The sequence below is a fragment of the Marinomonas epiphytica genome (assembly GCF_054780655.1).
This window is the reverse complement of sequence record NZ_BAAGVX010000004.1, coordinates 55,422-78,429: the sequence shown is the minus strand read 5'-3', so window position 1 is coordinate 78,429 and position 23,008 is coordinate 55,422. Positions and strand designations below refer to the sequence as shown.

General features: G+C 42.9%; 21 protein-coding genes. 11 read left to right on the top strand and 10 right to left on the bottom strand.

The genetic code is table 11. From position 1 onward, the window contains the following. Positions 1-3: 3 nt before the first annotated feature. On the top strand, positions 4-720 hold the full coding sequence (gene trmJ / locus ACYVGZ_RS02260) for a tRNA (cytosine(32)/uridine(32)-2'-O)-methyltransferase TrmJ (protein WP_460750604.1): 717 nt from the start codon (positions 4-6) through the stop codon (positions 718-720). A 104-nt stretch (positions 721-824) separates the two neighbouring features. On the opposite strand, the gene gndA is transcribed toward trmJ, so the two are convergent. Then, the gene (gndA, locus tag ACYVGZ_RS02255) at positions 825-2,348 is read right to left on the bottom strand and encodes an NADP-dependent phosphogluconate dehydrogenase (protein ID WP_460750601.1); all 1,524 of its coding nucleotides are present in this window, start codon (positions 2,346-2,348) and stop codon (positions 825-827) included. A gap of 478 nt (positions 2,349-2,826) precedes the next feature. On the opposite strand from gndA, the gene ACYVGZ_RS02250 reads away from it, so the two are divergent. The 4 genes from ACYVGZ_RS02250 (at position 2,827) to ACYVGZ_RS02235 (ending at position 6,593) form a co-directional block, all read left to right on the top strand. Beyond that, positions 2,827-4,386 (top strand): phosphoenolpyruvate carboxykinase, encoded by a 1,560-nt coding sequence (locus tag ACYVGZ_RS02250; RefSeq protein WP_460750599.1) that lies wholly within the window; start codon positions 2,827-2,829, stop codon positions 4,384-4,386. A gap of 106 nt (positions 4,387-4,492) precedes the next feature. Then, positions 4,493-5,272 carry a TatD family hydrolase gene (locus tag ACYVGZ_RS02245; protein ID WP_460750596.1) on the top strand — a complete coding sequence of 260 codons (780 nt, stop codon included), beginning with the start codon at positions 4,493-4,495 and terminating at the stop codon, positions 5,270-5,272. Beyond that, positions 5,269-6,162: an SDR family oxidoreductase gene (locus tag ACYVGZ_RS02240; RefSeq protein WP_460750594.1), complete on the top strand. Its 894-nt coding sequence runs from the start codon at positions 5,269-5,271 to the stop codon at positions 6,160-6,162. Before ACYVGZ_RS02245 ends, ACYVGZ_RS02240 begins: the two co-directional genes overlap by 4 nt. A gap of 23 nt (positions 6,163-6,185) precedes the next feature. Further along, positions 6,186-6,593 (top strand): hypothetical protein, encoded by a 408-nt coding sequence (locus tag ACYVGZ_RS02235; protein WP_460750592.1) that lies wholly within the window; start codon positions 6,186-6,188, stop codon positions 6,591-6,593. Between the two features lie 95 nt (positions 6,594-6,688). Here the strand turns inward: ACYVGZ_RS02235 and ACYVGZ_RS02230 are convergent, their stop codons facing one another. The 3 genes from ACYVGZ_RS02230 to ACYVGZ_RS02220 all read right to left on the bottom strand — a co-directional run bounded on the left by ACYVGZ_RS02230 (position 6,689) and on the right by ACYVGZ_RS02220 (position 10,246). Next, entirely contained in the window at positions 6,689-8,677 is a 1,989-nt protein-coding gene (locus tag ACYVGZ_RS02230; RefSeq protein ID WP_460750589.1) for a TonB-dependent receptor domain-containing protein, read from the bottom strand. Positions 8,678-8,842: 165 nt separating this feature from the next. Beyond that, positions 8,843-9,700 carry a hypothetical protein gene (locus ACYVGZ_RS02225; protein ID WP_460750586.1) on the bottom strand — a complete coding sequence of 286 codons (858 nt, stop codon included), beginning with the start codon at positions 9,698-9,700 and terminating at the stop codon, positions 8,843-8,845. Positions 9,701-9,718: 18 nt separating this feature from the next. Then, on the bottom strand, positions 9,719-10,246 hold the full coding sequence (locus ACYVGZ_RS02220) for a YceI family protein (RefSeq protein WP_460750583.1): 528 nt from the start codon (positions 10,244-10,246) through the stop codon (positions 9,719-9,721). A 141-nt stretch (positions 10,247-10,387) separates the two neighbouring features. Here ACYVGZ_RS02220 and ACYVGZ_RS02215 point away from each other — a divergent pair, with 141 nt between their 5' ends. Next, positions 10,388-11,284, top strand: a complete 897-nt coding sequence (locus ACYVGZ_RS02215) for a LysR family transcriptional regulator (RefSeq protein WP_460750580.1) — start codon at positions 10,388-10,390, stop codon at positions 11,282-11,284. Here the strand turns inward: ACYVGZ_RS02215 and ACYVGZ_RS02210 are convergent. Then, positions 11,268-12,662: a sensor histidine kinase gene (locus ACYVGZ_RS02210; protein WP_460750577.1), complete on the bottom strand. Its 1,395-nt coding sequence runs from the start codon at positions 12,660-12,662 to the stop codon at positions 11,268-11,270. The genes ACYVGZ_RS02215 and ACYVGZ_RS02210 overlap by 17 nt on opposite strands. Next, the gene (locus ACYVGZ_RS02205; protein WP_460750574.1) at positions 12,659-13,360 is read right to left on the bottom strand and encodes a response regulator transcription factor; all 702 of its coding nucleotides are present in this window, start codon (positions 13,358-13,360) and stop codon (positions 12,659-12,661) included. The genes ACYVGZ_RS02210 and ACYVGZ_RS02205 overlap by 4 nt, the downstream gene beginning before the upstream one ends. Before the next feature lie 186 nt (positions 13,361-13,546). Here ACYVGZ_RS02205 and ACYVGZ_RS02200 point away from each other — a divergent pair, with 186 nt between their 5' ends. From ACYVGZ_RS02200 to ACYVGZ_RS02180, 5 genes are all read left to right on the top strand, one after another. Continuing rightward, positions 13,547-14,452 (top strand): siderophore ABC transporter substrate-binding protein, encoded by a 906-nt coding sequence (locus ACYVGZ_RS02200; protein WP_460750572.1) that lies wholly within the window; start codon positions 13,547-13,549, stop codon positions 14,450-14,452. A 33-nt stretch (positions 14,453-14,485) separates the two neighbouring features. Continuing rightward, a complete protein-coding gene (locus ACYVGZ_RS02195) occupies positions 14,486-15,448 on the top strand; it encodes an ABC transporter permease (protein ID WP_460750569.1) in 963 nt (320 codons plus the stop codon). A 61-nt stretch (positions 15,449-15,509) separates the two neighbouring features. Further along, positions 15,510-16,394: an iron chelate uptake ABC transporter family permease subunit gene (locus ACYVGZ_RS02190; RefSeq protein WP_460750567.1), complete on the top strand. Its 885-nt coding sequence runs from the start codon at positions 15,510-15,512 to the stop codon at positions 16,392-16,394. Further along, positions 16,391-17,149, top strand: coding sequence for an iron ABC transporter ATP-binding protein (locus ACYVGZ_RS02185; protein WP_460750565.1), 759 nt, complete (start codon positions 16,391-16,393; stop codon positions 17,147-17,149). Before ACYVGZ_RS02190 ends, ACYVGZ_RS02185 begins: the two co-directional genes overlap by 4 nt. 86 nt (positions 17,150-17,235) lie before the next feature. Continuing rightward, positions 17,236-17,544, top strand: a complete 309-nt coding sequence (locus tag ACYVGZ_RS02180) for a DUF1330 domain-containing protein (protein ID WP_460750562.1) — start codon at positions 17,236-17,238, stop codon at positions 17,542-17,544. A 63-nt stretch (positions 17,545-17,607) separates the two neighbouring features. On the opposite strand, the gene ACYVGZ_RS02175 is transcribed toward ACYVGZ_RS02180, so the two are convergent. From ACYVGZ_RS02175 to ACYVGZ_RS02160, 4 genes are all read right to left on the bottom strand, one after another. Beyond that, positions 17,608-18,450, bottom strand: coding sequence for a hypothetical protein (locus tag ACYVGZ_RS02175; RefSeq protein ID WP_460750559.1), 843 nt, complete (start codon positions 18,448-18,450; stop codon positions 17,608-17,610). After that, positions 18,437-19,663 (bottom strand): hypothetical protein, encoded by a 1,227-nt coding sequence (locus tag ACYVGZ_RS02170; protein WP_460750556.1) that lies wholly within the window; start codon positions 19,661-19,663, stop codon positions 18,437-18,439. The genes ACYVGZ_RS02175 and ACYVGZ_RS02170 overlap by 14 nt, the downstream gene beginning before the upstream one ends. 120 nt (positions 19,664-19,783) lie before the next feature. Further along, the gene (locus ACYVGZ_RS02165) at positions 19,784-21,700 is read right to left on the bottom strand and encodes a beta-ketoacyl synthase (RefSeq protein WP_460750554.1); all 1,917 of its coding nucleotides are present in this window, start codon (positions 21,698-21,700) and stop codon (positions 19,784-19,786) included. Between the two features lie 140 nt (positions 21,701-21,840). Beyond that, a complete protein-coding gene (locus tag ACYVGZ_RS02160) occupies positions 21,841-22,776 on the bottom strand; it encodes a glucosaminidase domain-containing protein (protein WP_460750551.1) in 936 nt (311 codons plus the stop codon). Positions 22,777-23,008 lie beyond the last annotated feature (232 nt).

Genomic DNA, 23,008 nt, shown 5'->3' with positions numbered 1-23,008 from the left:
TAAATGCAAAACAAAGTTAGAATCGTGCTTGTTAATACCTCCCATCCTGGCAATATTGGTGGAGCGGCTCGAGCAATGAAGAACATGGGATTGGCAGACCTTTACCTAGTTGCGCCAAAAGATTTTCCTAGTGATGAAGCCATAAGCAGAGCGTCAGGGGCGACAGATATATTAGATCAAGCAGTCGTTGTGGATACTTTAGAAGAAGCCATTAAAGATTGTCAGCTGGTTATTGGAACGAGTGCCCGAGAACGCCATATTCCTTGGCCCTTGGTCGACCCAAGAGAAGCCGCGCAGATGGTATATAAAGAGCAGCTAGAAACGGCTTTTGTTTTTGGCCGTGAAGACAGGGGGCTGACGAATGAAGAGCTACAAAAGTGCCATTATCATGTCCACATTCCTTCCGTGGAAAGTTTTAGCTCATTGAACCTAGCCGCTGCGGTACAAGTGATCGCCTATGAATTACGCATGCAATTCTTATTGCAGCAAGAGGCACCAGTGGTGGCCAGTAAGTGGGATCAGCCTGCCGCTACCGCTGAACAAATTGATCACTTACTAGAACATTTGGAAAGCGTGTTAACTCAGACTGAGTTTCTTGATCCTAAAGTGCCTCGTAAAGTGATGACACGGTTCCGTCGTTTATTCCAGAGATCTCAGTTAGACCAGCAAGAGTTGGGTATGTTGCGAGGCATGCTGACTTCTGTAGAGAAAAAACTGTAAGTTGGTAAATTAGCATCTAGTGCAATATGTCACAAAACAAGCTCATAAAAAAAGTCGCTTACTGCTTCCAGTAAGCGACTTTTAATTATTAGAAGAAATGCTTATTAAGCTTTTCGTTCTGGTCGACCGGCTTCTTGCCAGTAAGTGTGAAACTTCTGGCCTGGTTCTGCATCAACACGTTCATAGGTGTGAGCGCCAAAGTAGTCACGCTGAGCTTGTAGTAAGTTAGCAGGTAAGACTTCAGAACGGTAACCATCAAAGTAGGCTAAGGCAGAGAAGAAAGAGGGTGTAGGAATACCAGATTGTGCTGCATAAACAACCGCTTTTCTAAGGCCTGCTTGCTTGCCTGCCATGGCATCAGCAAAGTAGTCACTTAGTAAGAGGTTTTCTAAATCAGGATTTTGGGTAAATGCATCTGCGATTTTTTGTAAGAAAGACGCTCTGATAATACAACCACCGCGCCAGATCTTGGCAATATCCGTGAAATTAAGAGTCCAGTCATACTCTTTTTGAGCTGCGCGCATAATTTGGAAACCTTGGGCGTAAGCACAAATTTTCGCACAGTAAAGAGCCTCTTCAATGGCTTGCTCTACTTCTTGAGCATCAATTTCACCAGATTCGACTTCAGCAACCAATTTACCAGCGGCCAATTCACGTTCGCCAGTTAAAGTACTTAGGGCTCGAGCATAAACGGATTCACTGATGATGCCCGCTGGTACACCCATTTGGGTCGCACTAATTGATGTCCAACGGCCTGTACCTTTTTGTCCAGCACTGTCGAGAATCATATCGACTAATGGCGCACCGGTTTTTTCATCGTATTGCTGCAAAATATCTGCAGTAATTTCAACTAAGTAGCTGTTTAATACACCTTGGTTCCAACGCTCGAATAGCTTACCAATTTCAGCAGGTTCATAGCCAAGTAAGGAACGAAGTAAATGGTAGGCCTCACAAATCAACTGCATGTCGGCATACTCAATACCATTGTGTACCATTTTGACGTAATGACCTGCGCCATTAGGCCCTAAATAAGCGGTACAAGGTTCACCTTTAGTCACCGGTTGACCAGGGGTGTTACTTTCAATTGGTTTGCCATCAGCGTCTACTTTCGCAGCTACCGCTTCCCACATAGGTTGTAGGTACTGCCAAGAATCTGCGTCGCCACCTGGCATTAATGATGGTCCGAAGCGCGCGCCGACTTCACCGCCCGATACTGCCGTTCCGAAAAACTTAAAGTTGTCTTTGTATTCTGATTCACGACGAATGGTGTCAGTCCATTGGCTATTGCCACAGTCGACAACAATATCGTCTGCCTCTAGACCTGCTTGAATTAAGTTTTTACAAACCGCATCAACAGGAGCGCCAGCAGGTACTAATACAACAATAACACGAGGCTTAACTAGGTTTTCTAGCATGTTTTCCATGCTCTCGCAGCCAATGATTCGCGCTTGATCAACTGACGCTGGTCGCTCTTTGGCTTCCGTGTCTAATACCTCTTGAACTTTTTGTGAATCTAGATCAAAACCTGCAACGCGATAACCGTGGTCAGCAAGATTTAAGGCTAAGTTTTTGCCCATTACGCCGAGTCCGACAAACCCTATATTGCAGTTGTGATTCGTTTTTAACATGAGTATCGAGCACCTTCTGAAAAGTAGTGGGGATTCGAGAATCAATCTTACCATGAAGGCCGCCAAGGCAGGGCTCTATAACGCAATAAAATGTCAAAAAAATGAAAAAAAATATTTATTTCATCTTGAATAAGCTTACTTTTTAAAAGGATATTTATGGCGTTTAGGGTAAATGTTGGTGCTTTTTGGCTTTTTGGTAATTTAAGTACAGAAAAATAGAAAGAAAGTTACAGCATAAAAAGTACGAAATTAAGAAAACTCAAGCTATTAATGAATATTTGCTTAAAAGTGAATAAAAATGGTGTTTTGTCATACAAATCATATGCTTAACTGATCTAGTTATCTTACAAAAATGAAATTAAATAACATTAGGTTATAAGGATATGTTTTTTTAGATTGTTTTGTTACTATCTGGCTTAGCAGAGAACACCGAGTAACGCTTGGTACAAACCGATACTATCGTCAGAGGGCAGAAACAATGAGCTTGGAGTCAGGCGCAGCAACAATACTTTCAAATTTATCCACCCCACAGTTGGTCGAAAAGGCTTTGCAAAATGATGAAGGCGTACTTGCAGATAATGGTGCCTTAGTTGTTGAGACCGGAGCTAGAACAGGGCGCTCACCAATGGACCGTTTTATTGTTGAAGAAGACACAACAAAAGATACGATTCACTGGGGACCGGTAAATCGTTCGTTTCCTGAAGAAAAATTTGCTCCTTTATGGGATCGAGTTGTTGCTTATCTTGATACCAAAGAATCGTTTCAATCGAATGTTCATGTTGGCGCCGGTGACGAATATTATTTACCCGTTGTCATGAGAACAGAAACAGCTTGGCAACAAATCTTTGGCCGTAATCTGTTTATTAATCCTGAGCACTATAATCCTACCGGTAAAGATGAATGGCAAATTGTCAATGCTGCTGGGTTTGTATGTGACCCTGAGCGTGATGGTACGAACTCCGATGGCTGTGTGATTTTAAACTTTGCCGAGCGTAAGGTGTTGATTGCTGGCATGCGTTACGCGGGCGAAATGAAAAAAGCGATGTTCTCTGTGCAAAACTACCTACTGCCTGCTTATGATGTTTTGCCTATGCACTGTGCTGCAAATGTGGGAAATGATGACGATGTCACCCTATTTTTTGGGTTGTCTGGAACAGGTAAGACGACATTGTCTGCAGACCCTGAGCGCTTCTTAATTGGTGATGATGAACATGGTTGGGGCAAAGACACTGTGTTCAATATTGAGGGCGGTTGTTACGCCAAAACCATCGACTTATCTCAGAAAAATGAGCCCATTATTTGGGATGCGATTAAATTTGGCACCATAGTTGAAAATGTGGTCTTAGATCCAGAAACACGAGTAGCAGATTACTCAGACACGACATTAACTCAAAATGGACGTGCTGGTTACCCGCGTGAGCATATTGAAAAACGAGCGTTAGAGAACCGGGCAGGCGAACCCAATGCGATTATCTTCTTAACTTGTGACTTAACTGGTGTATTGCCGCCAGTCTCAGTGCTTTCTAAAGAAGCTGCCGCTTATCACTTTTTGAGCGGTTACACGGCTTTAGTTGGTTCAACGGAGATGGGAGCGGGAAGTGGTATTAAATCGACTTTCTCTACCTGCTTTGGTGCACCTTTCTTTCCTCGTTCAGCAGACGTGTACGCGGATCTTCTTATAAAGCGCATTGAAGCATTCGGGAGTAAAGTTTACCTAGTCAATACCGGTTGGACGGGGGGAGCTCATGGGAAAGGCGGGAAGCGTTTTAGCATTCCAACGACGCGAGCCATTATTTCTGCTATTCAATCGGGCGCACTGGTTGGTACTGAGACAGAGCATTTAGAGGACGTGAACCTAGATGTGCCTTTGGCTGTTCCTGGGGTCGAAAGCAATTTATTAAACCCACGTAAAACCTGGTCTGATCAAGCGGAATATGAAAAGCAAGCGCAGCATTTGATTGAACAGTTTGTAACTAATTTCAAAAAGTTCGATACAGTTGCTAACGAGATTGTGGATGCGGGGCCAAAGTTGAATTAAAACCTTACAGTCTCAATAATAAGGCTGTGTAGAATTACACAGCCTTTTTTTGTGCTCGTAAAGTTTGTTGCTGGTTGATTCTTACGGTTTAAGGTATGGTTTGAGCATGTATATTGATAGTCATTGCCACTTGGATTTTTCCGTATTCGACGCCACTCGTGATCACTTGATGAAGGCGTGCGAAGAGCAGGACATAAAAGGTTTTTTAGTCCCCGCGACTACTTACGCCAGTTGGCAACCTTTGCATAAAATGAGTCTATGTTATAAAAATTGGCGCCTCGCTTATGGCCTGCATCCGTATTTTTTAGACACGGCAGATGATACTCAATTGTCAAAACTAGGTTGGCAGTGTGAAGAGTTTAATTCAATTGCAGTGGGGGAAATCGGCTTAGATTTTTGGCCGGGTGCGGTGGATGAACCTATACAGACGCGTTTTTTTAAAGCACAACTGAATATTGCCAACGCTCTTAAGCTCCCCGTCATTATTCATGCTAGAAAGAGCTATGATCAAGTTTTAAAATACTTACGACAGTGCTATTTTTCTTACGGTGGAGTGGTTCATGCTTTTAATGGGAGTTTAGTGCAGGCAAAACGCTTTCGTGAACTTGGTTTTGTCATGGGGATTGGTGGTACTGTGACCTATCCAAGAGCACAAAAAGCACAGCGAGTATTGTCGGCTCTGGAAAATGACGATTTTGTCCTAGAAACAGACTCCCCTGATATGCCACTGCATGGTTTTCAAGGACAGGTGAATACTCCGCTAGCTATTCCGCGAGTGGCGCAACAAATTGCCCTCCTTCGGGGCGAGAATATAGCACTGATTAAAAAACAGGCATATGATAACCTAATTCGGGTTTTCCCTAGTTGGAATAAGGAATCTCTTTGAGTAACAAACAAGATATAAATGCCCCTATTCGAGTTTTATTGTTGGGTGGTGAAACGGAAATTGGCACGGCTATATTAGCTTATTCACATGATCGCTCTGACTATGAATGGGTATGTCCCACTGAGTCAGAATTGTTGTCGACAGGAGGGCGAGATTTACTGGATAGCTTGCAATACGACGCCATTATTGATGCCTTAAGCCTTAGGAATGCATTACAGACGGATTATGCCAAGTACCAGCAAGTACTCAAGCATCTTAGTGAAACCTCAACGGCTCCCTTATTAATGCTGAGCAGTTCAAGAGTGTTTTCAGGTGATAAAGCGGTTCCCTACTCTGAGTCTGATCAGCCAGACGGGGATGACGATTATGCTCAGGCTTTAATTCAATCAGAAGCGATTGTTTTAGCAAAAGAGGGTAATTTCATTCTACGAACAGGTTGGCTGTTTACAGGACAAGGGGACGACTTCGTTTGTCGAACGCTAGAATTGATTCAAGATGGTGTAAATCTTGCGTATAAAGATAATTCTGTTGGCAGCCCGACACCGGTTTCTGATTTGGCTCGTGTTATTCTTTCGATGGTTAGTCAAACGCATTATGGTGCACAAAATAAAGGCGTCTATCACTATTGTTGCGCCGAAGAGATTAGTTGGGTCAAGTTAGTAGAGACGATCGCGGCAAGTTATAGCCAGCTCAATCAAAGTGTTCAACCTGAAGTGGAAACGATTGAAGGCATAAGTGAAGAAGATGCGCTCTTGAAAATCAAGCGGCAGTCTTTGTCTTGTCGCCGTGTTTTTAACCATTTTGGCGTTAAGCAAAGACCTTGGCGTTCTAGTTTACGAGCGTTAATAAAGCAGCTGTATATGGACAGTTTTTCTCACGATAAACGATAAATAAACATTAACTAGGGGACGATGTGTATAAAATTAATCATAAAGCCGTGTTATTAATTTTTGTGCTACAGCTATTAGTAGGTGCCATTTGGTACACTGCCGCCCCTGTTTCCCTTGCCCGTGATGGAGTTGATGCGGCTACCGCCTCTACTGGGCTAAAGCTTCTGTTTGCATTTTCAACCTTGGTATATCTATATTTTACCGCTTGGTTACTTGTGAAGGTGAAGTGGGCTTCTAGTTTTGGCATGATGTTGCTAGTGGTTGGCATTTGGCTTTTTGTTGTATTGCCAAACTTCGCTTTTGTGAGTATCCATTTGAGTCTAAGCAGCTCTGACTTTGTATACTTAATGTTATATGGAGCAATGAACTGTGCCATTGCAGCCATAATTCTACCGCTTTGGCGGACTTCTCGCTCAATCTTTAAAGGTTAAAATCCGTTGTTTTAAACTAGAGAGCCCTAAATTAAAGAACCCCAAACGACCTAGCCGTTTGGGGAATGGGAATCCTAAGTTGGATTACGTTCTACTTAGAATTGGTAGGCTGCACTTAAGCGAATATTTCGACCAGCCTCAGTTGTACCAATGATATTGCCGTAACCAGAATTTTCTGTGAAATCCTCGACACTGGCATGGTCTAAGTATTGCTCATCAAACAGGTTGCTAACCGTTAGATTGAGTGTGAGGTTTTCAATCTTTGCTGGTCTCCAGCGCGCATAGATATCATGCACAGTGTAACCTGGCTTGCTTAGACTAAGATCTTGCCCGCCAAGGTTGAAGTGAATGTCGTCTATGCCTCGCACATGCACCATGTTCCAGCCAGCATCAAAACTTGGAGCAAACTGATAGCTTGCTTCTAAGGTAATGGTATCGCCTATCGCAACGGCTGAAGAGCCGTAAACGTAGCGTGTCGCATCGACGCCATTGACCTTGGTTTCAGATGTTAACAAGCTTGCTCCTAGAGTCAGTTTGTCAAAAGCGTATTGGGCTCTTACAAATTGACCGTCTGCTTTAATGTCATCCTCTAAGTTCATAAAGGTATCACTCCAAGGAAGTTCTGGCGCAATGAGGTCTTCAATACGAGTCTGATATGCTCCAGCAACAACACTCAAGCCGCCTTTATCATAGTTGACTGCGATTTCGGTGTTTTTCGATGTTTCAGCTTTTAGATCGCTATCGTTATCATAATCGTCTAGGTCGAAAGCATCGTGAACCGTGACCCCTCTAAGGGCTTGAGCATAGCCAGCACTGATGGCCCACTCTGGTGTTAGTTGATAGTGACCACTGATGTTGGGTGATACACCGCTATCCGATAGGTTTTGTCCATCAATGTCGTCTAGGTCGTAACTATCGAAACGTGCCCCTGCCGTAATCGTTGTTTTGTCATTCAGTTCAAAAATGTCCTGAACAAATACGCCAATGGCACGTCCTTCTTCATGATTGTCTTCAAGGCTGGATTCATCCTTGCGGTAATCGACACCGTAAATAAGTTCGTTTTGGTCGATAAAACTGGTGTTTTTAACAGTTAAGCCAGTGGACTCAACATTTCCGATATAATTGCTATCAAAGCGAGACGAGAAGCGCTCTTGCTCGTTATCCGTTTGATAAAGGTTTACCGATAAGTTAACTAGATCTTGCTGTTTAGGGGAAAAGTCGTAATTCAAAATAGTTGTTTCGCGACGGGCTGCGGAGCTTGATAAAACGCTGGAAGTAGACTGATGCCATTCTGGACGGTATGGAATGTCGCCTTTTTCTTCTAGGTTCTCATGGCTGATTGACAGGGTTTGTTCATCGGTTAAATTCACAATGAACTTGGCGTAGCCTAACTTTTTGTTGGACTCTGTCCCCTCAAGATCGTTACCGTCACCGTCTTCAGCATTATCATGGTCAGCGTTTAGCAGGCTGACCATACCACTAAACTGGTCATCTTGGTCTTTACCGTAAACCGTGATGGAGTTTTTAAAACCTTCCCCATTAGTAGAGTAAGTGGACTTAATTAAAGCGCCTAGGTTTTGCCCTTCTTTTAGCAAATCTTCAGGGTCCTTTGTTACAAAGCGAATAGAACCACCTAGTGCACCAAAGCCAGCGGTTGCACTACCTGCACCAGACTCAACTTCAACTTGTTTGAGCAGTTCTGGTTCAAGGGTCACCCGACCTGCATGGTGAAAAATAGGACCTGCTTGTTCTGCGCCATCTACAGAGATATTTAGTAAATCTTCACCAATATTTCGAACATAGAGCTTCTGGCTCATTGCTACTGTGCCACCAGCGCTCACATTAGGATCATGCTTAAAAAGCTCACCTAAGCTATTGGCTTGTGACTTTTCAATGTCGTCGCTGCTGACTAGGTTATCGATACCGCTTGTTGCTTCACCGATAACGTATAGGGTGTCTAATTCAGAACGAGAATCAGAGGTTAAGCTCTCTGCTAGCAAAGAAGGCGAAAATGATAGGGCGGTTGTAATGGCGATAGCCAAACGAGAGCGATTAAACGTAGGAGTTACAGAGCGTGATGACATAAATTCCTCAAATGATAACTATTAACAATTGAGGAAGATTATTTACATTTATTTTTCAATAGGTAGCTTTTTTACATTTGTTACATTTTCAACCTCTTAGAGAACATAAGCCAGTACTGGCGAAGGGTTGCTTATGGTTTCTAGGAGATGATGCTATTAACAATTTTAATATAAACTGCTCTGGGGCCAAACTAAATACAGGCTAATGCCGGTAAGAACCCCTGTCACAATGGCTTGTACAATGATTGCTTTGATTGCCTTGGAAAAGTTCGGCGGGTTACCTAAGGCTTTAAGGGTAAGTGGCATCACAAAACTTGCGGCGAGAAAGAGCAGCGTTATAGACCATGGAATGTCTGCTAGTACATGGCTTTGTGCCAACAATCCTGAAAAGACCAACCAAGCTGGAAAGTAGTGACTGGTTGTTTGCTTCATTATAAAAGCAACTAGGCAGTAGCCAAATAAGCTCGCTGCAAAGGCTCCAAACAGTTGCCCTATGAGTAGGCTTCCACCAATGGAAACAACGGGCGCAACACCGGCAGCTATGATCATCAGGCCAATACAAGGTAATAGGGACTGTAGTGCTAAGTTTGAAGGTTCTTTAGGTAGCTTAGACACGGCAAAATATAAAATACTGACCAATGAACATGCTAGGGCCCAGGTTAGGGAAACGACAATGCCAGAATGTTTTAATACTGGATTAAGCAATAAATAAAACGATAAGGCTGCGATAACCAGATTAACGCTGGCCTGTTGTGAAGAATGAATAAGTCTATGGCTTGTGACAACGGCAACGGCTCCCAGTGCTGCACTGACTGTCAAAAAATCAATGGCTTTATTGGGTGGGAAACTTAACCCTGGGTGAATCAGAGCTAGGCCGAAGACAAAACCTCCTAGATAGCCTAAGAAGGTTGCGTTTCGTAACCACCTAGAGGCCAGCAAGCCAATGATCAGTGCACTGATGAGCGGAAATACTGCTGTGTTCAGCAGCATAATTAAATTGGCATTACTCGCCTCTTGGTACATTGTGCGTATCCTTACTTATTATTGTTTAATGCCTTCAACAAAAATGTCGATTTTCGTTTTATCACTAACGCCTGGAATAAAGTAAGTAATGCCGAAATCACTACGCTGTATAGTCGCTGACGCCTCAAAGCCCGCACGGTAGCCACCCCAAGGATCTTTACCTTCGCCAACTTTTGTAACCGTAAAAGTGACCGGTTTTGTCACACCATGAATTGTTAAATCACCTGTTAAACTACTTTCCTCAAATTTGGTGCTCGTAAAGCTGAGAGTGGGAAATTGCTTAACATCTAGGAAGTCAGGGCTACGTAAATGCTTATCCCGTGCTTCATGGTTAGTGTCTACACTGGCGGCTTGAATAACAAATTTTGCTGTACCTTCTGCGTAGTTAAAGTCGCCTTCAAATTCGTTGAAGCTACCCACGGTGTTACTTACGCCAAGGTGTCCGATTTTAAAGTTTACAAAAGAATGTCCTGGGTCGACTTTATAGTCGGCCGCCATAGATAAGGAAGAAACTAAAGCAAAGGCAGGGATGATGATCGCTTTCATGGGTGAATCTCTCTGTTGGTTTGTTAGGATGATTTAAGTGTATATAAAAACTTTGAATACATAATCCAATAGAAAAGCAATTCACAATTGCATAAAATGAAATAATATTGTTTTTTAAACCCATCTTTTGTTGGGGTGTGTATGGATAAACTCATTGCAATGAAGGTGTTTTGTCGGGCCTTCGAAACGGAAAGTTTTAAAATGGCCAGCGATACTTTGGCGATTTCTCGCCCCATGATTACTCGCTATATAAACAGTATTGAAGAGCAGCTTGGGACCAAACTATTTGTGCGCAATACTCGTAATATCAGTACGACTGACGCGGCTCGTCAATACTATCGTCACTGTATTAATATCCTTGATGCCATAGAGGAGGCGGAAAGCGATATAAGCGAACTCACTCAAAAGCCTAAAGGCCGTTTAAAAATGAGTGTGCCAATGGATTTTGGTATTTCTCATATTGTGCCATTGCTAGATAAATTTCACCGAACTTACCCTCTGATTGAGCTTGAATTAGACTTCAGTGATAAACGTGTTGATATGACAGAGTCAGGGGTCGATCTCGCCATTCGTGGTGGTAGTTTAGGAGGTGATCAGTTTATTGCGCTGCCACTTTGTCGTTTACAAGGCTACGTTTGCGCTTCTCCTAGTTATCTCGAAAAGTATGGGCGGCCTGAGAACTTGGCTGCATTAGAGCAGCATAAGTGTTTAACCTACAGCCATTCTCCAATACCTGGTGTATGGTCTATGAAAAACGCCAAAGCTGAAGAAGAGTCTGTGGCCGTTCATGGTGTTTTTCAGGTAAATAATGGTGGTGCTTTAACCCGAATGGCCTTGGCTGGAATAGGGGTCATCTACCAGCCTGACTTCTTAGTCGCCGAACACATACGAGAAGGGCGGTTAGTTGATTTGTTACCTCATTACACTGGGTATCAGCTTAGCTTTAATGCAATTTTTCCAGAACGTAAACTTATGCCTAGAAAAACGCGCTTGCTACTGGAGTTTCTACAGAAAAACCTAGTTAACCAGCCACTTTAGTTGAAGGAAGGTCTATGACGGTAATGAGGCCATGCTCTTGATCGCCAATATCTGCCCGGTTCATGGTGTAAATACCGCCTTTTATTAAGTGAATTTGCCTTTTAGCTAAAGCTAAGCCTAGGCCAAAGCCTTGCTTTCTCTTACCGTCGAACAGGGGAATGTGATTTTGTTTTTGCTCTGCGCCAATTTGGAAAAAAGGTAGGAACATTTCTCTTAGATAGGCTTCCGGTACACCGGGCCCTTGGTCCCTTATAGTGACTTGTATTTGTTTGCCCGTCTGCTCAACGTGAACGCGAACCACTTTTCCTTTCGGGGTATGTTGGTGAGCATTACGAATAATGTTCTCTAGTGCTTGCGCCAAAGCCCGCTGGTTTGCGTAATAACATATGTTATTGGCAGTATAGGTAAGCTCTAATGTATGCTCGGGAAACTCAAAGCGAGCGTCATCACAAATAACATTCAACAGACTTACCAAATCTGTACTTTCTAAGTTTTCTAACGTGTGTTCTTGGTTTAACCATACCAGCATTAGGGTGTCTTCAAGGAGCTCTCGCATTAAAGAGGATTCGTTGCGTAAACGCTTTATGGCTGTTTGCGATGAGTCTTCTAATGCTAAAGAATCCACTGTTAATTCTAACCGAGAAAGTGGTGTTCTCAGCTCGTGGGAAAGGTTCTCTAATAATGCTCTTTGTTGTTTAATTAGCAAGCTCGTTCGTGTTGCCATTGTATCGAAGGTATCGGCAAGGTGCGAAAACTCATCATTTCTACTAGCAAGTAAAGGGGCCACTCTTGCCTCTAAGTCGCCTTCGCTGAAAGCTTGCGCTGCCTTTGTTAGCTTACGCAAAGGGCTGATGAGGCTTTGATATAATAACCAAGCCATTATGCACAGTAGCACAAAAGGAATTGCCAGTTGTAATGCTAAATAAGTGTGTGGTTTATAACCACCAGGGCGCATTCTGTCAGGGAGTTTAATTAAGAAAAACCAGTGTTTTTGGGCAAAGGGAACTTCCATAATGGGATTTTCAGGGAAATCTAAATGGATCTTCCATTCCACTCGACGCCCTAAGCCGTAGCCTTCCCAAAAACGCTCATTTAGGTGGCTATTGGCATAAGCTTGCACATCCCCTTTTACCACAGCTGCCCAAGTTTGTTCTTCTGCTTGGAGTTTAGTAAGCCAAGCAGAAAGAGCCTCTTCTTCTCCACTAGTGAATAAACGCTCTGCTTCTCGACCATACTCAAGCAGCGTTTGTTGATCTTGAGAGCTGAGATAACTCATGGAAGACTCAGTTTGTCGAGAAATTAAGTCGATGGCCCAAAATAAGCATAAGCTGCTAATAACAATAATGGAGAAGATACGCGTAAGTGAACGGTTTTTCATGAAAAGCGATACCCTTTGCCGTGTACTGTGGTGAGCCTTTCATTTGGCATTCCTGCATCGAGCAGTTTTTGTCGAATGCGACTTAAATGCATGTCTAGACTGCGGTCATAGCGTGAATAATCTTTAGCAAGAACGGCTTTATACAAAAAAGGTTTAGAGAGGGTTTCACCACTGTGTTGAGCCAGTGTCCAGAGCAAGCGAAATTGTATATCCGTTAACTCAAGCTCAATGTTGTCGTAGTGACAACTTCTATTCGCTTTAGACAATGATAAAGCGCCATTTTCAATATGTTCTTTATTGAATTGTTTCTGTTCTGTCATGTAACGGGTTCGTTTTAGCAGAGCGTTAATGCGCAGCAACAACTCGGTGCTGTTAAAGGGTTTCGTGATGTAATCGTCAGCACCGCTTGTATAGCCGTCTATCCTCGCTTGCTGAGAGCTTTTTCCGGTTAGCAGGATAACGGGTGTCTGACGATTTTCACGAAGCTTATTTAGAAAGGTTAGGCCGTCTAAACTTGGTAATTGCCAATCTAATAATATGAGATCAAAACGGTCTTTCAAGGCTGTTAATAGGCCTTGTTTACCGTCGTTTATTTGTGTTGTTCGAAATCCTTGTCTTTGCATCATTTGAGCAATCTGCTCATTAAGCTCATTATCATCCTCAATAATAAGCACATTTTCTGCAGTAGGCTGGAACATAATTGTTCTCGTGGTGAGTCAAAGAAAAAAGGTAACTATGTAAATTGTTAGAAATGATAACTATTTTTATTTAAAAGGTCGATACACATCCTTTTTCTACGTAAATCTATGTCAATTTTATTGACCATAATATTTACGCTAGATAAAATGCACTTGATAAGTATTTTCATTTAGATTGGTGATTAAATGTTTTTTTCAGTGTTGTCTAAAAGTGTTCTAGCGTTAACATTTGTATCTAGTATGACATTGTCATACGCAAAAACAGTGGAACATGCCCAAGGCACTGCCGAGGTGCCTGAGAGCGTTGATACCGTACTGGCTTTTGATTTTGCAACCCTAGATACTTTGAATGAATTAGGGGTCGAGGTAGCCGGTATACCAAAAGCGGTTATTCCTCCGCGCTTTACCCAGTATGGTGATGAGAAATACGCAAATTTAGGTTCTTTATTTGAGCCGGATTTTGAGACGGTCGCATCATTACAAGCTGATGTGATTTTTGTCGCCAACCGCTCATCGACCTCATACAAAGAACTGAGCCGTCTCGCTCCTACTATTGATTTAACAATAGACAGTAATGATTTCATCAATGGCCATAAAAAAGCGGTTAGTACAATAGCAGATATATTTGGCAGGTCTGCTGAAGCGGAAGCTCGCCTAGCTAAATTAGATGACAAACTTGCTCATGCTCAAGAACTGGCTAAAACGGCCGGTAAAGCTTTAGTGCTTATGTCTAATGGCGGTAAACTTGCAGCCTTTGGGGATCAATCGCGTTTTGGTTGGTTATACAAAGAAATGCATGTAGAGCCGGCGATTACGGATTTCAAAAAAGGTCGACATGGTGATCCAGTTTCTTTTGAGTACTTACTGGAAGTCGATCCTGATATGATCTTTGTGATCGACCGAGATGCGGCGATCCAAGCGGGTGGAAGCTCTGCCAGCTCAACTCTTGATAACGACCTAGTTAAACGCACTAAAGCTTATAAAAATGATCGAATTGTCTACTTAGATTCTGCAAACTGGTACATTGTTATGTCTGGTTTGAGTACAGTGGAAATGATGGTAGATGAAGTAATTACAGGCTTAGAACACTAAGTTAGATCCTAAGTTTGTAGAGATTGTGTTTCTATGACAATTCGTCGTTATTCATGGCCAGTAGCAATACTGGCTTTGTTGTGTCTAATGGTTGTCAGCCTCGCTATTGGCGTGGCTGATCTCTCTTGGACCATGGCCACAAGCCATGACCAGCAAATACTCTTTATTAGCCGATTACCCAGAACCTTTGCGTTAATACTGACGGGCATGTCATTGGCCGTAGCGGGTATTTTAATGCAAATGCTTGTACGCAACCGTTTTGTTGATCCAGGTACCACGGGCACAATGGAGTCTGCTATGCTGGGGCTGCTACTGGTTTCTCTTTTTGCTCCAGGCTTAAGCGTGATTGTGAAAATGCTTATAGCTGCCGTGTTTGCTATGGTTGGTAGTTTTGTTTTTCTCGGCTTGCTTAGAACAATCCCTCTTCGCTCACCCGTAATGGTGCCTTTAGTCGGTATTATGTTTGGCGGTGTAATAGGTTCAGTAACCGTGTTTCTCGCTTATAAATACAGTCTGATGCAGGCATTAGCAAACTGGACGAACGGTGATTTCTCAGCCATTTTGCGAGGCCGTTATGAGCTGTTATGGCTTGGGGCAGTATTAGCGTTAGTAGGCTTTTTAACCGCAAATCGGTTCACAGTATTAGGTTTGGGGCGTGATCAGGCTATTAACCTAGGTTTAAATTACCGTGCTGTGTTAGTGCTGGGGTTGGTTATCGTTTCTCTAATGTCTTCAGTGACCATTGTGACGGCCGGTGTTATCCCTTTTTTAGGATTGATTGTTCCTAATGTTGTGAGCATGTTGCTAGGAGACAACCTACGTAAAAGCTTGCCTTGGGTGGCTTGGTTAGGGGCTATGATTGTCCTCTTTTGCGACATAATCGGACGCGTGTTGCGATACCCCTATGAAATACCTATTGGCACCGTTATGGGGGTAATTGGGAGTGGCTTGTTCATTTATTTACTATTAAAAAGAACCCAAGGGCAACATGCGTAACTCTCCTATAAAAAGAATATTATTCGCTTTGTGCCTTGCAGTATTCGCTGTGGTTGCTTTTATGACCTTGAATGTTAAGGCGGGCTGGGCATTTACTTTGCCATTTCGGGGCGAAAAAGTGTTCGCCATTATGTTGGTGGGCGTAGCCATCGCTGTGTCAACCGTGCTATTTCAAACCCTAACGCAAAACCGGATTCTGTCTCCCGGCATTATGGGCTTTGACGCTTTTTATATGCTACTTCAATCTGTGCTCTTAATCAGTTTGGGGCGAATGGCGTTTATTCAATTTAGCCCTCAGTTGAAGTGGTTGCTGGAAGTCTTACTTATGTCTGGTGCCTTATGTCTGCTGTATTACTGGCTGTTTTTAAGGCAAAAGCGTGAATTGGTCGTTTTAGTCTTAGTGGGTATTGTGCTCGGGGTGATGTTCCGCAGCTTGAATAGCCTGGTCGCACGCATGATAGATCCCGTTGAATTTGATGTATTGCAAGACTTGATGTTTGCGAGTTTTAGCCGTATCGATGGAACCCTGTTGGGTATCGCCAGCGTGTTACTAGTCTGCCTATTTGTTTGGTTGTGGCGACAAAGGTACGTATTAGATGTCTTATTACTCGGAGATGATAATGCCATTAACTTAGGCGTTGACCATAGGCGCATGACACTGAAGTTGATTGTTGCCGTTGCTTTGCTGGTCTCAATCTCAACTGCACTGGTTGGCCCAGTAACCTTCTTTGGCATTTTGGTGGCAAATTTAGCTTATTCAATGGCGGGGAGTCATCAGCATAGGTACGTGCTACCTATGGCTTCTTTGCTGGCAATTATTGCTCTAGTTGGCGGCCAAGCTATCCTTGAACATATTATGAAGTTTGGTACCAGCTTGAGTATTGTAGTGGAATTTGTCGGCGGCATATTTTTCCTTTGGTTAGTTTTACGACAAGGTCGAAGATGATAGAAATTCACGGAGTAAACAAAAAATTTGGCTCTACGCCTGTTTTGAAAAACATCAGCCTCACTTTAGCTGATCAAGGTGTTACGGCGTTAATTGGGCCTAATGGAGCAGGTAAATCTACCCTGCTTGGTGTCATGAGTCGCTTACAGCAAGCTGACTCTGGTTGGGTGCAAATAGAAGGCTTAGATGTTCAAGAAGCGGCAAATGCCGAGCTCTCTAAAGTGATGGCGATCTTACGCCAAGACAATACGATTACAATGCGTTTAACCGTTTATGATTTCGTCGCCTTTGGCCGGTTCCCTCATAGCCAAGGCGGGCTAACTTCAGAGGATATAGAGCAGATTGAGCAGGCGATAGAATATTTAAACCTATCGGATCTAAAGGAGCGCTACCTTGACGAGTTGTCAGGGGGGCAGCGCCAGCGAGCTTGTATTGCAATGGTGCTTTGTCAGAACACGCGTTATTTATTGCTAGATGAGCCATTAAACAACTTAGATATGAAGCATGCAGTTGATATTATGCGCTTAATTAGGCGAGCGGCAGATGAACTAGGCAAGCAAGTGGTTGTCGTATTGCATGATATTAACTTTGCTTCTTGTTATGCAGATAGAGTTATTGCAATGAAAGATGGGGCAGTTGTTTATGACTTGCCGCCGGAAGAACTGATGACTAAAGAGATCATGCAGGATCTCTACGATATAGACATGTCGATACATAGAATTCAAGATCGCTCTATCGGCTTTTATCATATGTAGATGATTATTTACTAAACCGGATTAATGCTTTTAAATAACTTTGTTATGTTAATAAATAAGTTTTTACGGCTTGATTTGGAGTGAATATGTCTTACGAGAGAGTGATGGGATTAGAGGTGACTAACGATGCCCTGTACCAGCAGTACCGAGAAAATATGATACCGATTCTGCATCGCTTTGGAGGCAGCTTTGGATTTGATTTTAAAGTGAGTGAGGTTTTAAAATCAAAGTCATCTGCCCCCATCAATCGAGTCTTTACCATTGAGTTTCCTAGTAAAGAGGCTATGGAGCAATTCTTTAGCGACCCAGACTACCTTGCTGTAAAAAGCCAGTACTTTGAGAGTTCGGTAGGTGCGGTGACGACCATCTCTCTACACGAAAAGACTATTAACTAGCTGTGAACCGAGCGTCAAGAACGCGAACTCATTTTATAGTGAATATGGGATTAAACAGCCTAGTTAGTTGGAAAACTGAGCGAATAACTGATTGAGTGAGCCGGTGTAAGCGCGCTCACCCGTTTCCATAGTATGTTCTAGCGTAAAGTTAAAGCGTTCACATAGATGTGCGCCATCGTCAGTGTAGGCTAGAGCAATTAGCCCTTCTATGTGTTTAAGCCGTTCCGGTTGCTGTTTTAATTGCTTTATTAGATGGGTGAACAGTTTGAATACCAGCGAGCTTTTGCGCCATTCAGGTTTTACCACCACACTCGGGACATACAAATAGATCGGGCCAGTAAATTCGTCTGATACGCCTTGAATGTCTTTTTCTTCAAGTTTGCCGCTACGTAGAGCTAAATATTCAGCACGGTCGAGTTTTATTAGCCCCACTTGTCCGACTAATTCACCGGCAACCAGAGCGCCACTAAATAGCCCAAGATTTTTGCTTCGTAATCGGCACCAATGATGTATTTCATCATTGTTGGCATGGTAATTAGCAATGCCACTGTCTGATAGCATGACCGAAGAGAGCACAATATCTTGTACACACCAGCCTTGTTCGATTAATTGCGGGTAACCCATATAAGCAACATGCTTAGAGCTTGTTGTTTTCTCTATGGCCAGCATTAACCAAGTGGGTGTGCTGGCGTGTTGGGTAACAGCGTAATACCAGTTAAACCACTCAAACCATTCTAATTTGGTGAAGTTCTGTTGGCTGATTAAAGCTTGCATACGCTGCTGTTTAAAAAGTTGCGTATTACTCAGCAAGGCGCTTAACTCTGCTCTAACCTTGGTAGGAAAACGCTTTGATGCCAAGTGCTCGGGAGTCTCAAAAAAACTCTTCAGCTTATCATTTAGAACCATTTTGCCCCTTACGCCGTTTGATTATAAGCACAATGATTAAGGCTAATACCCCTGTGCTTAATCCTGACCCTAAGATGGAAAAAATTTCTGTCGGAGAGTAAATATCATGGTCGAGTATGCGTCGATACATGGTAAATAAGTAAGGGGCAATTTCAAACACAAACAAAATCATAGCGATGAAAAATAGAATTTTGTCTTCGCTGCCTTGTTTGATGGCTTGGCGAATATTGATCTTGTGCTCTAAGAATTGTTGGTTTTTTTCGTACGTGGCAAAGTGTGTTTCAATGCCAAAACTCTCGTCCAGCTTGTTTGCTAGGTTTTGGGCGGTGATATAGTGAAATACGCTAATATCCCAAAAGGGCATAGTGGTCGAATACTCGGAAGTCAGTCTATCCATCGTGGCCATTTCGAGCAAGCTGCTATCACTAATTGCTTCAATGGTTTTGGTGTTCGTACGTAAAATGGCGGCTTCTTTAAAGGCCAGAATTTCTAGAATAAATAAAAACACACTGTCTGATGCAATCGTAGCAACGTCATGGTCCCCAAGCCTTCGATCAAACCTGAGTACACAGTTTTTACCAGCATAGATTTCGCTGCTGTTATATTGTGCAATATTAACAGATAGCTGTTGTTTAATCTCAGGCGAAATTAGCTGTGCCGCCATGTTTTCAGAGTCGTAAGTTTCACTTGCAAGGTAACTAAGTAAAATATCATCAGGGAGAGTTTGCCTTGTTGATAAACAGGTCTTCGCTGCGGACGACAGAAGCTGAATACCAAATTCTTGTAGCAGGTATTCGTTTAAACTCTGGTTGTCGCCTTGCTCTGTTTTTAGTACTAACTTATCAGCAGATATTCTATCAAGAAGTTGTGAGGCGATAAGTTGCTTGTTATGGAGAACGAGCATCACGGTTGCCAGTTGGGTGTTGCTGTCCAGCGTCGCAACCATTTCCATAGACTCATACACACCGTCTTCGTAGTGGCATTCTAGTTCATCGAAGCAAGCGAGTTGGTGTGTGCCAAGGCTGTAGCGTTGTAAGGATTTATGTAAATGACCAGATATCTCATTTTCAATCCGAAAAGACATTTCTTTAATGAGTCCGAGCTCATCGGAATCTGAGGCATCAACAAGGTTTTTATTGAGAGTCTCGTTGGTTACATAGGCGGGGACGACGATATATACGTTGCCATGAAAGTGCTCAGTTACTGCTGTCATTTTACTACTCAGTTTGAAAACAGTTATTGAGAATAATAAGAATTCCAAGCAGAGTAAAATGTAATTTTTTACACTGCTTGGGTTTTCAGCAGATCAGTAAGAAGCTGCTCTGAGGTTTGCTTAGCTGAGGTCTGAAAACTCGTTGTCTAATTCAAGGTCAACAGGTAAATCATAACCGGGTAAACGAATCTCTTTGTCTGTAATGTCTAACTCTTCTCCACCAAGAACATTAAAACCAAACTTGTAAGTGGGTAGGCTTTCACCACGGATCATAGATTGGTTGTATTCTTCCGAGTTAGCAAGTACTTGCTTATTTTTCTCTTTGTGGTTGGCGAGTTGTTCGTCAGAATAACGCTTAGCAAGCATTTTCAGTGTTTGTTGAGGAGATAGAAGCACTGCGGTCGCATTGTTACCACCAAAGCCTTTTGAGTTTAATAGAGCGGCTTGGAAATGATCTTTACCGTAATTTTGATGTTTAAGCTGGAAGTTCAAACCATCCTGGTAAACATCGTCAGCTATCTCGTGAGAGGTCGTAATGCCAGGTAATATACCTTCTTTAAAAACACCAAGTGACAAGTGCAGTTGATCACCGCCCGCTGTACCCTGAGAATGCCCAAGGTAAGCTTTCATTGCGGTAACAGGCATTCCTGTCGCACCAAAACTCACGGCGGCTTTGCTGAGTACATGCGATTCAGTAACACGGTTTTGTGGAGTACTTGTACCGTGAGCTTGAATGAAGGTGTGCTCGGTTAACCCTTGTTTGCCAATCAGGTTCTGTAGGTAAGCCATGGCTTTGCTCATGGTTAAATAATTCCCTACACCTGGCGCTGAAATGGATTTTTTATGGCCATCTGCGTAACTGAAAACGGCTGGAACTGCGCCAAAAATTTCAGCACCTAGCTCTATGGCAAGTTCGTCGTCCATGAGCAATGTCCATTGGCTTGATTCACCAATCGTAAAACCACAGTTTTGCGCAAAAGGGCGACAGCTGCGGCGGTGGTCTGGCTCTTTTTGATTATTAATTTGGTCAAGGGCAAGAAGAGCGGTGTCTTCAGCAAGGGCCCCCATTGTCCTGAAACCTTCAATGATTTCAGGTGTAATAGGCGCATCACTTCCGCCCACCATAGCGACACGGAATTTTCCGCTTTTGATACCTTCGACAGCTTTTTCAAGGTTAAAGAAGTAGGTTGCACAAGCACCAATAGCGGTACCTATACTGCCAACACTACCCAGAATGTAAGCATTAACAAAATCGGCTGGCATTTGAGCATAGCCAAGGGGAAGGTGCTTAGACGTGGTTCTCTTACCCATCAGAGCAGACTTGAGCATACCGCCAAAGCCAAGGTCGTCCATTTGGCCAATGGAGTTGGCCGCATAAACGGCGATTTGGTCAGGCGCAACACAGTCGCGAATACTTTCCCAGTCAATACCACTGCTACGAATGGCGTCAGAGGCACCGTAAACCGTCATCTGTAACCCACGAGGATGGTTACGGCTTTGGTAAAGTTTTGATGGATCAAAGCCCGTTGGCAGTTGTCCAGCGGCTTTTACACTCAATTCTCGAGTGTCTTTGATAAAGGCTTCTAGGTTGCCTTCAACGGTTACCTCGCTAAGAGTGCTCGAGACTTCTTTAACTTGCCAGTTGGTTGGACGGTTTGTTGGCAATGAACGAGTCTTGATAGTAAAACTGAGTTTTTCATCAGCACTAGCACTGCTTAAGGTTGAAGTCTTATGCAGGACTACGTTATCAACATCAAATAAACTTGGGTGAATACGACGAATTAAGGTTCGAGCTAAAATAGACTCACCTAAGCTATCAACGAGAGCTGCAGCATCTAACGCCTCACCACCTTCGGTGTGCCATAAGCCGTTTTTATATTCTGCAACATTGGTAATCGTCGCTAAATCAAGAAGAACGTCTTGTTGAGTTTGTGCAGGTAGCAGGTCAAAAATAATTCTACGATAAGCTTGGTGTGAAGATGTACGACCCGCCGAATTAATTCCGCCAAAGCCAACAATAACAGGTAAACGGGCCAATTGAATTTCCTCGTTTGAAAAATGGGTAAAATATCTATCTATTGTAAAGGATAGGGGCTGTAATTAGCCAGCCTAAGCCATGAGTAATTTAGATACTAGTAAGGATTTTAGTGAGTTTATCGATCTGTAGAAGCTTCGAGTTATTCGTCGTTATAGCGCCACAGTTTGTTGTAGTCGATCATTCCTTTGATTTCATCAATGTAGGCTTCACCACGTTCTGAATAACTCAATAAACCGTCAGCCAATAACAAACCAGTGATCTCTTGTTGCTGCTGCCTTAACTCGTATCGAGTGTTTCTAAGTTCTTTATAAGCCCCATTGCGGTTTAAGTTGTCAATATACGCGAACACTGACTCACGTACGTTCTTGAACTTTCTCACTTCGTGGTCAGCATCGGCGTCACGAGATTCTGGCACTAAACCGCAGCCTTTTCTAAAACACCACTGGCCAAAAAAGTTATTGCCAAGAGTAGCAAAACGAGAGGTACCCCAAGCTGACTCATTGGCCGCTTGGGCTAGCACTAAAGACGCAGGAATAATATCTAAACGCTTCAATAATGCATGTAAATCAGCTGCTTGGTAGGCTTCTTTTACTTCTAACTTATGGCTTTTCATTTGGTCGTTTAACCAAGAAACATCGTCTTTAGATAATGAATCAAGGTCGTCTTGCAACCATGCTTGAAGGCGTTCTCTGCCATTGCGAGTTAAGGTGTTTTTTTCATCAATAAAGGGTTTGAGAAAACCGAAAAATGCATCTTTGCGTTCTTGTACATCTTTAATGGCCGCAAAATCAGGCTTGCTTCCGTCTGTTGGGTGGGAAGCAAAGTAGGCTTTCTCTTCTTCTGATATACTGGTGTCTTCTTCAGTGTCGCTTGTGTTTTTCTCGACCCGTGGGGAGGCTGCTTTAGCTACATCAGATGACAGTTTTTCTGTTTTATCTTCGGGTTTTACCTGTTCTTGCTCTGTAGGCACAGTTGGGGCCTCCAGTGTCTCTTCTGGACTTTGGGAGTGTTGTACTTTTATCCAAAGAATTAGGATAAGCACAAAAGAAATAAACCAAAGTATTTTGCGTTCCATAAATCGTCACTGTATCTAGCGTTTTAGCAAAGATCCCCAATGTGTAAAAAATGTTCGAACCTCTATTATCTCGAAAAAAGCCTTATATTAATAGGTCTAAATTTTGACCATACAGGCCAATCTGTTTTTTTACCCAGTAAGATATTTGTCTTTGTTATCCAACCGAAATTGAAATTAAAGGGAGTTTGCTTGCTCCTACTCTGGTAGTATTAGCTGTGTATTTTAAACGCTA

Excerpts from the sequence above, each read along its gene's own strand:
- ACYVGZ_RS02170 (WP_460750556.1), bottom strand. The coding sequence starts at position 19,663 with ATGACAGCAGTAACTGAGCACTTTCATGGCAACGTATATATCGTCGTC.
- ACYVGZ_RS02160 (WP_460750551.1), bottom strand. The coding sequence starts at position 22,776 with ATGGAACGCAAAATACTTTGGTTTATTTCTTTTGTGCTTATCCTAATT.
- ACYVGZ_RS02190 (WP_460750567.1), top strand. The coding sequence starts at position 15,510 with ATGACCTTGAATGTTAAGGCGGGCTGGGCATTTACTTTGCCATTTCGG.
- gndA (WP_460750601.1), bottom strand. The coding sequence starts at position 2,348 with ATGTTAAAAACGAATCACAACTGCAATATAGGGTTTGTCGGACTCGGC.
- ACYVGZ_RS02245 (WP_460750596.1), top strand. The coding sequence starts at position 4,493 with ATGTATATTGATAGTCATTGCCACTTGGATTTTTCCGTATTCGACGCC.
- ACYVGZ_RS02195 (WP_460750569.1), top strand. The coding sequence starts at position 14,486 with ATGACAATTCGTCGTTATTCATGGCCAGTAGCAATACTGGCTTTGTTG.
- ACYVGZ_RS02205 (WP_460750574.1), bottom strand. The coding sequence starts at position 13,360 with ATGTTCCAGCCTACTGCAGAAAATGTGCTTATTATTGAGGATGATAAT.
- ACYVGZ_RS02185 (WP_460750565.1), top strand. The coding sequence starts at position 16,391 with ATGATAGAAATTCACGGAGTAAACAAAAAATTTGGCTCTACGCCTGTT.
- trmJ (WP_460750604.1), top strand. The coding sequence starts at position 4 with ATGCAAAACAAAGTTAGAATCGTGCTTGTTAATACCTCCCATCCTGGC.
- ACYVGZ_RS02250 (WP_460750599.1), top strand. The coding sequence starts at position 2,827 with ATGAGCTTGGAGTCAGGCGCAGCAACAATACTTTCAAATTTATCCACC.
- ACYVGZ_RS02200 (WP_460750572.1), top strand. The coding sequence starts at position 13,547 with ATGTTTTTTTCAGTGTTGTCTAAAAGTGTTCTAGCGTTAACATTTGTA.
- ACYVGZ_RS02175 (WP_460750559.1), bottom strand. The coding sequence starts at position 18,450 with ATGGTTCTAAATGATAAGCTGAAGAGTTTTTTTGAGACTCCCGAGCAC.
- ACYVGZ_RS02225 (WP_460750586.1), bottom strand. The coding sequence starts at position 9,700 with ATGTACCAAGAGGCGAGTAATGCCAATTTAATTATGCTGCTGAACACA.
- ACYVGZ_RS02210 (WP_460750577.1), bottom strand. The coding sequence starts at position 12,662 with ATGAAAAACCGTTCACTTACGCGTATCTTCTCCATTATTGTTATTAGC.
- ACYVGZ_RS02220 (WP_460750583.1), bottom strand. The coding sequence starts at position 10,246 with ATGAAAGCGATCATCATCCCTGCCTTTGCTTTAGTTTCTTCCTTATCT.
- ACYVGZ_RS02215 (WP_460750580.1), top strand. The coding sequence starts at position 10,388 with ATGGATAAACTCATTGCAATGAAGGTGTTTTGTCGGGCCTTCGAAACG.
- ACYVGZ_RS02180 (WP_460750562.1), top strand. The coding sequence starts at position 17,236 with ATGTCTTACGAGAGAGTGATGGGATTAGAGGTGACTAACGATGCCCTG.
- ACYVGZ_RS02230 (WP_460750589.1), bottom strand. The coding sequence starts at position 8,677 with ATGTCATCACGCTCTGTAACTCCTACGTTTAATCGCTCTCGTTTGGCT.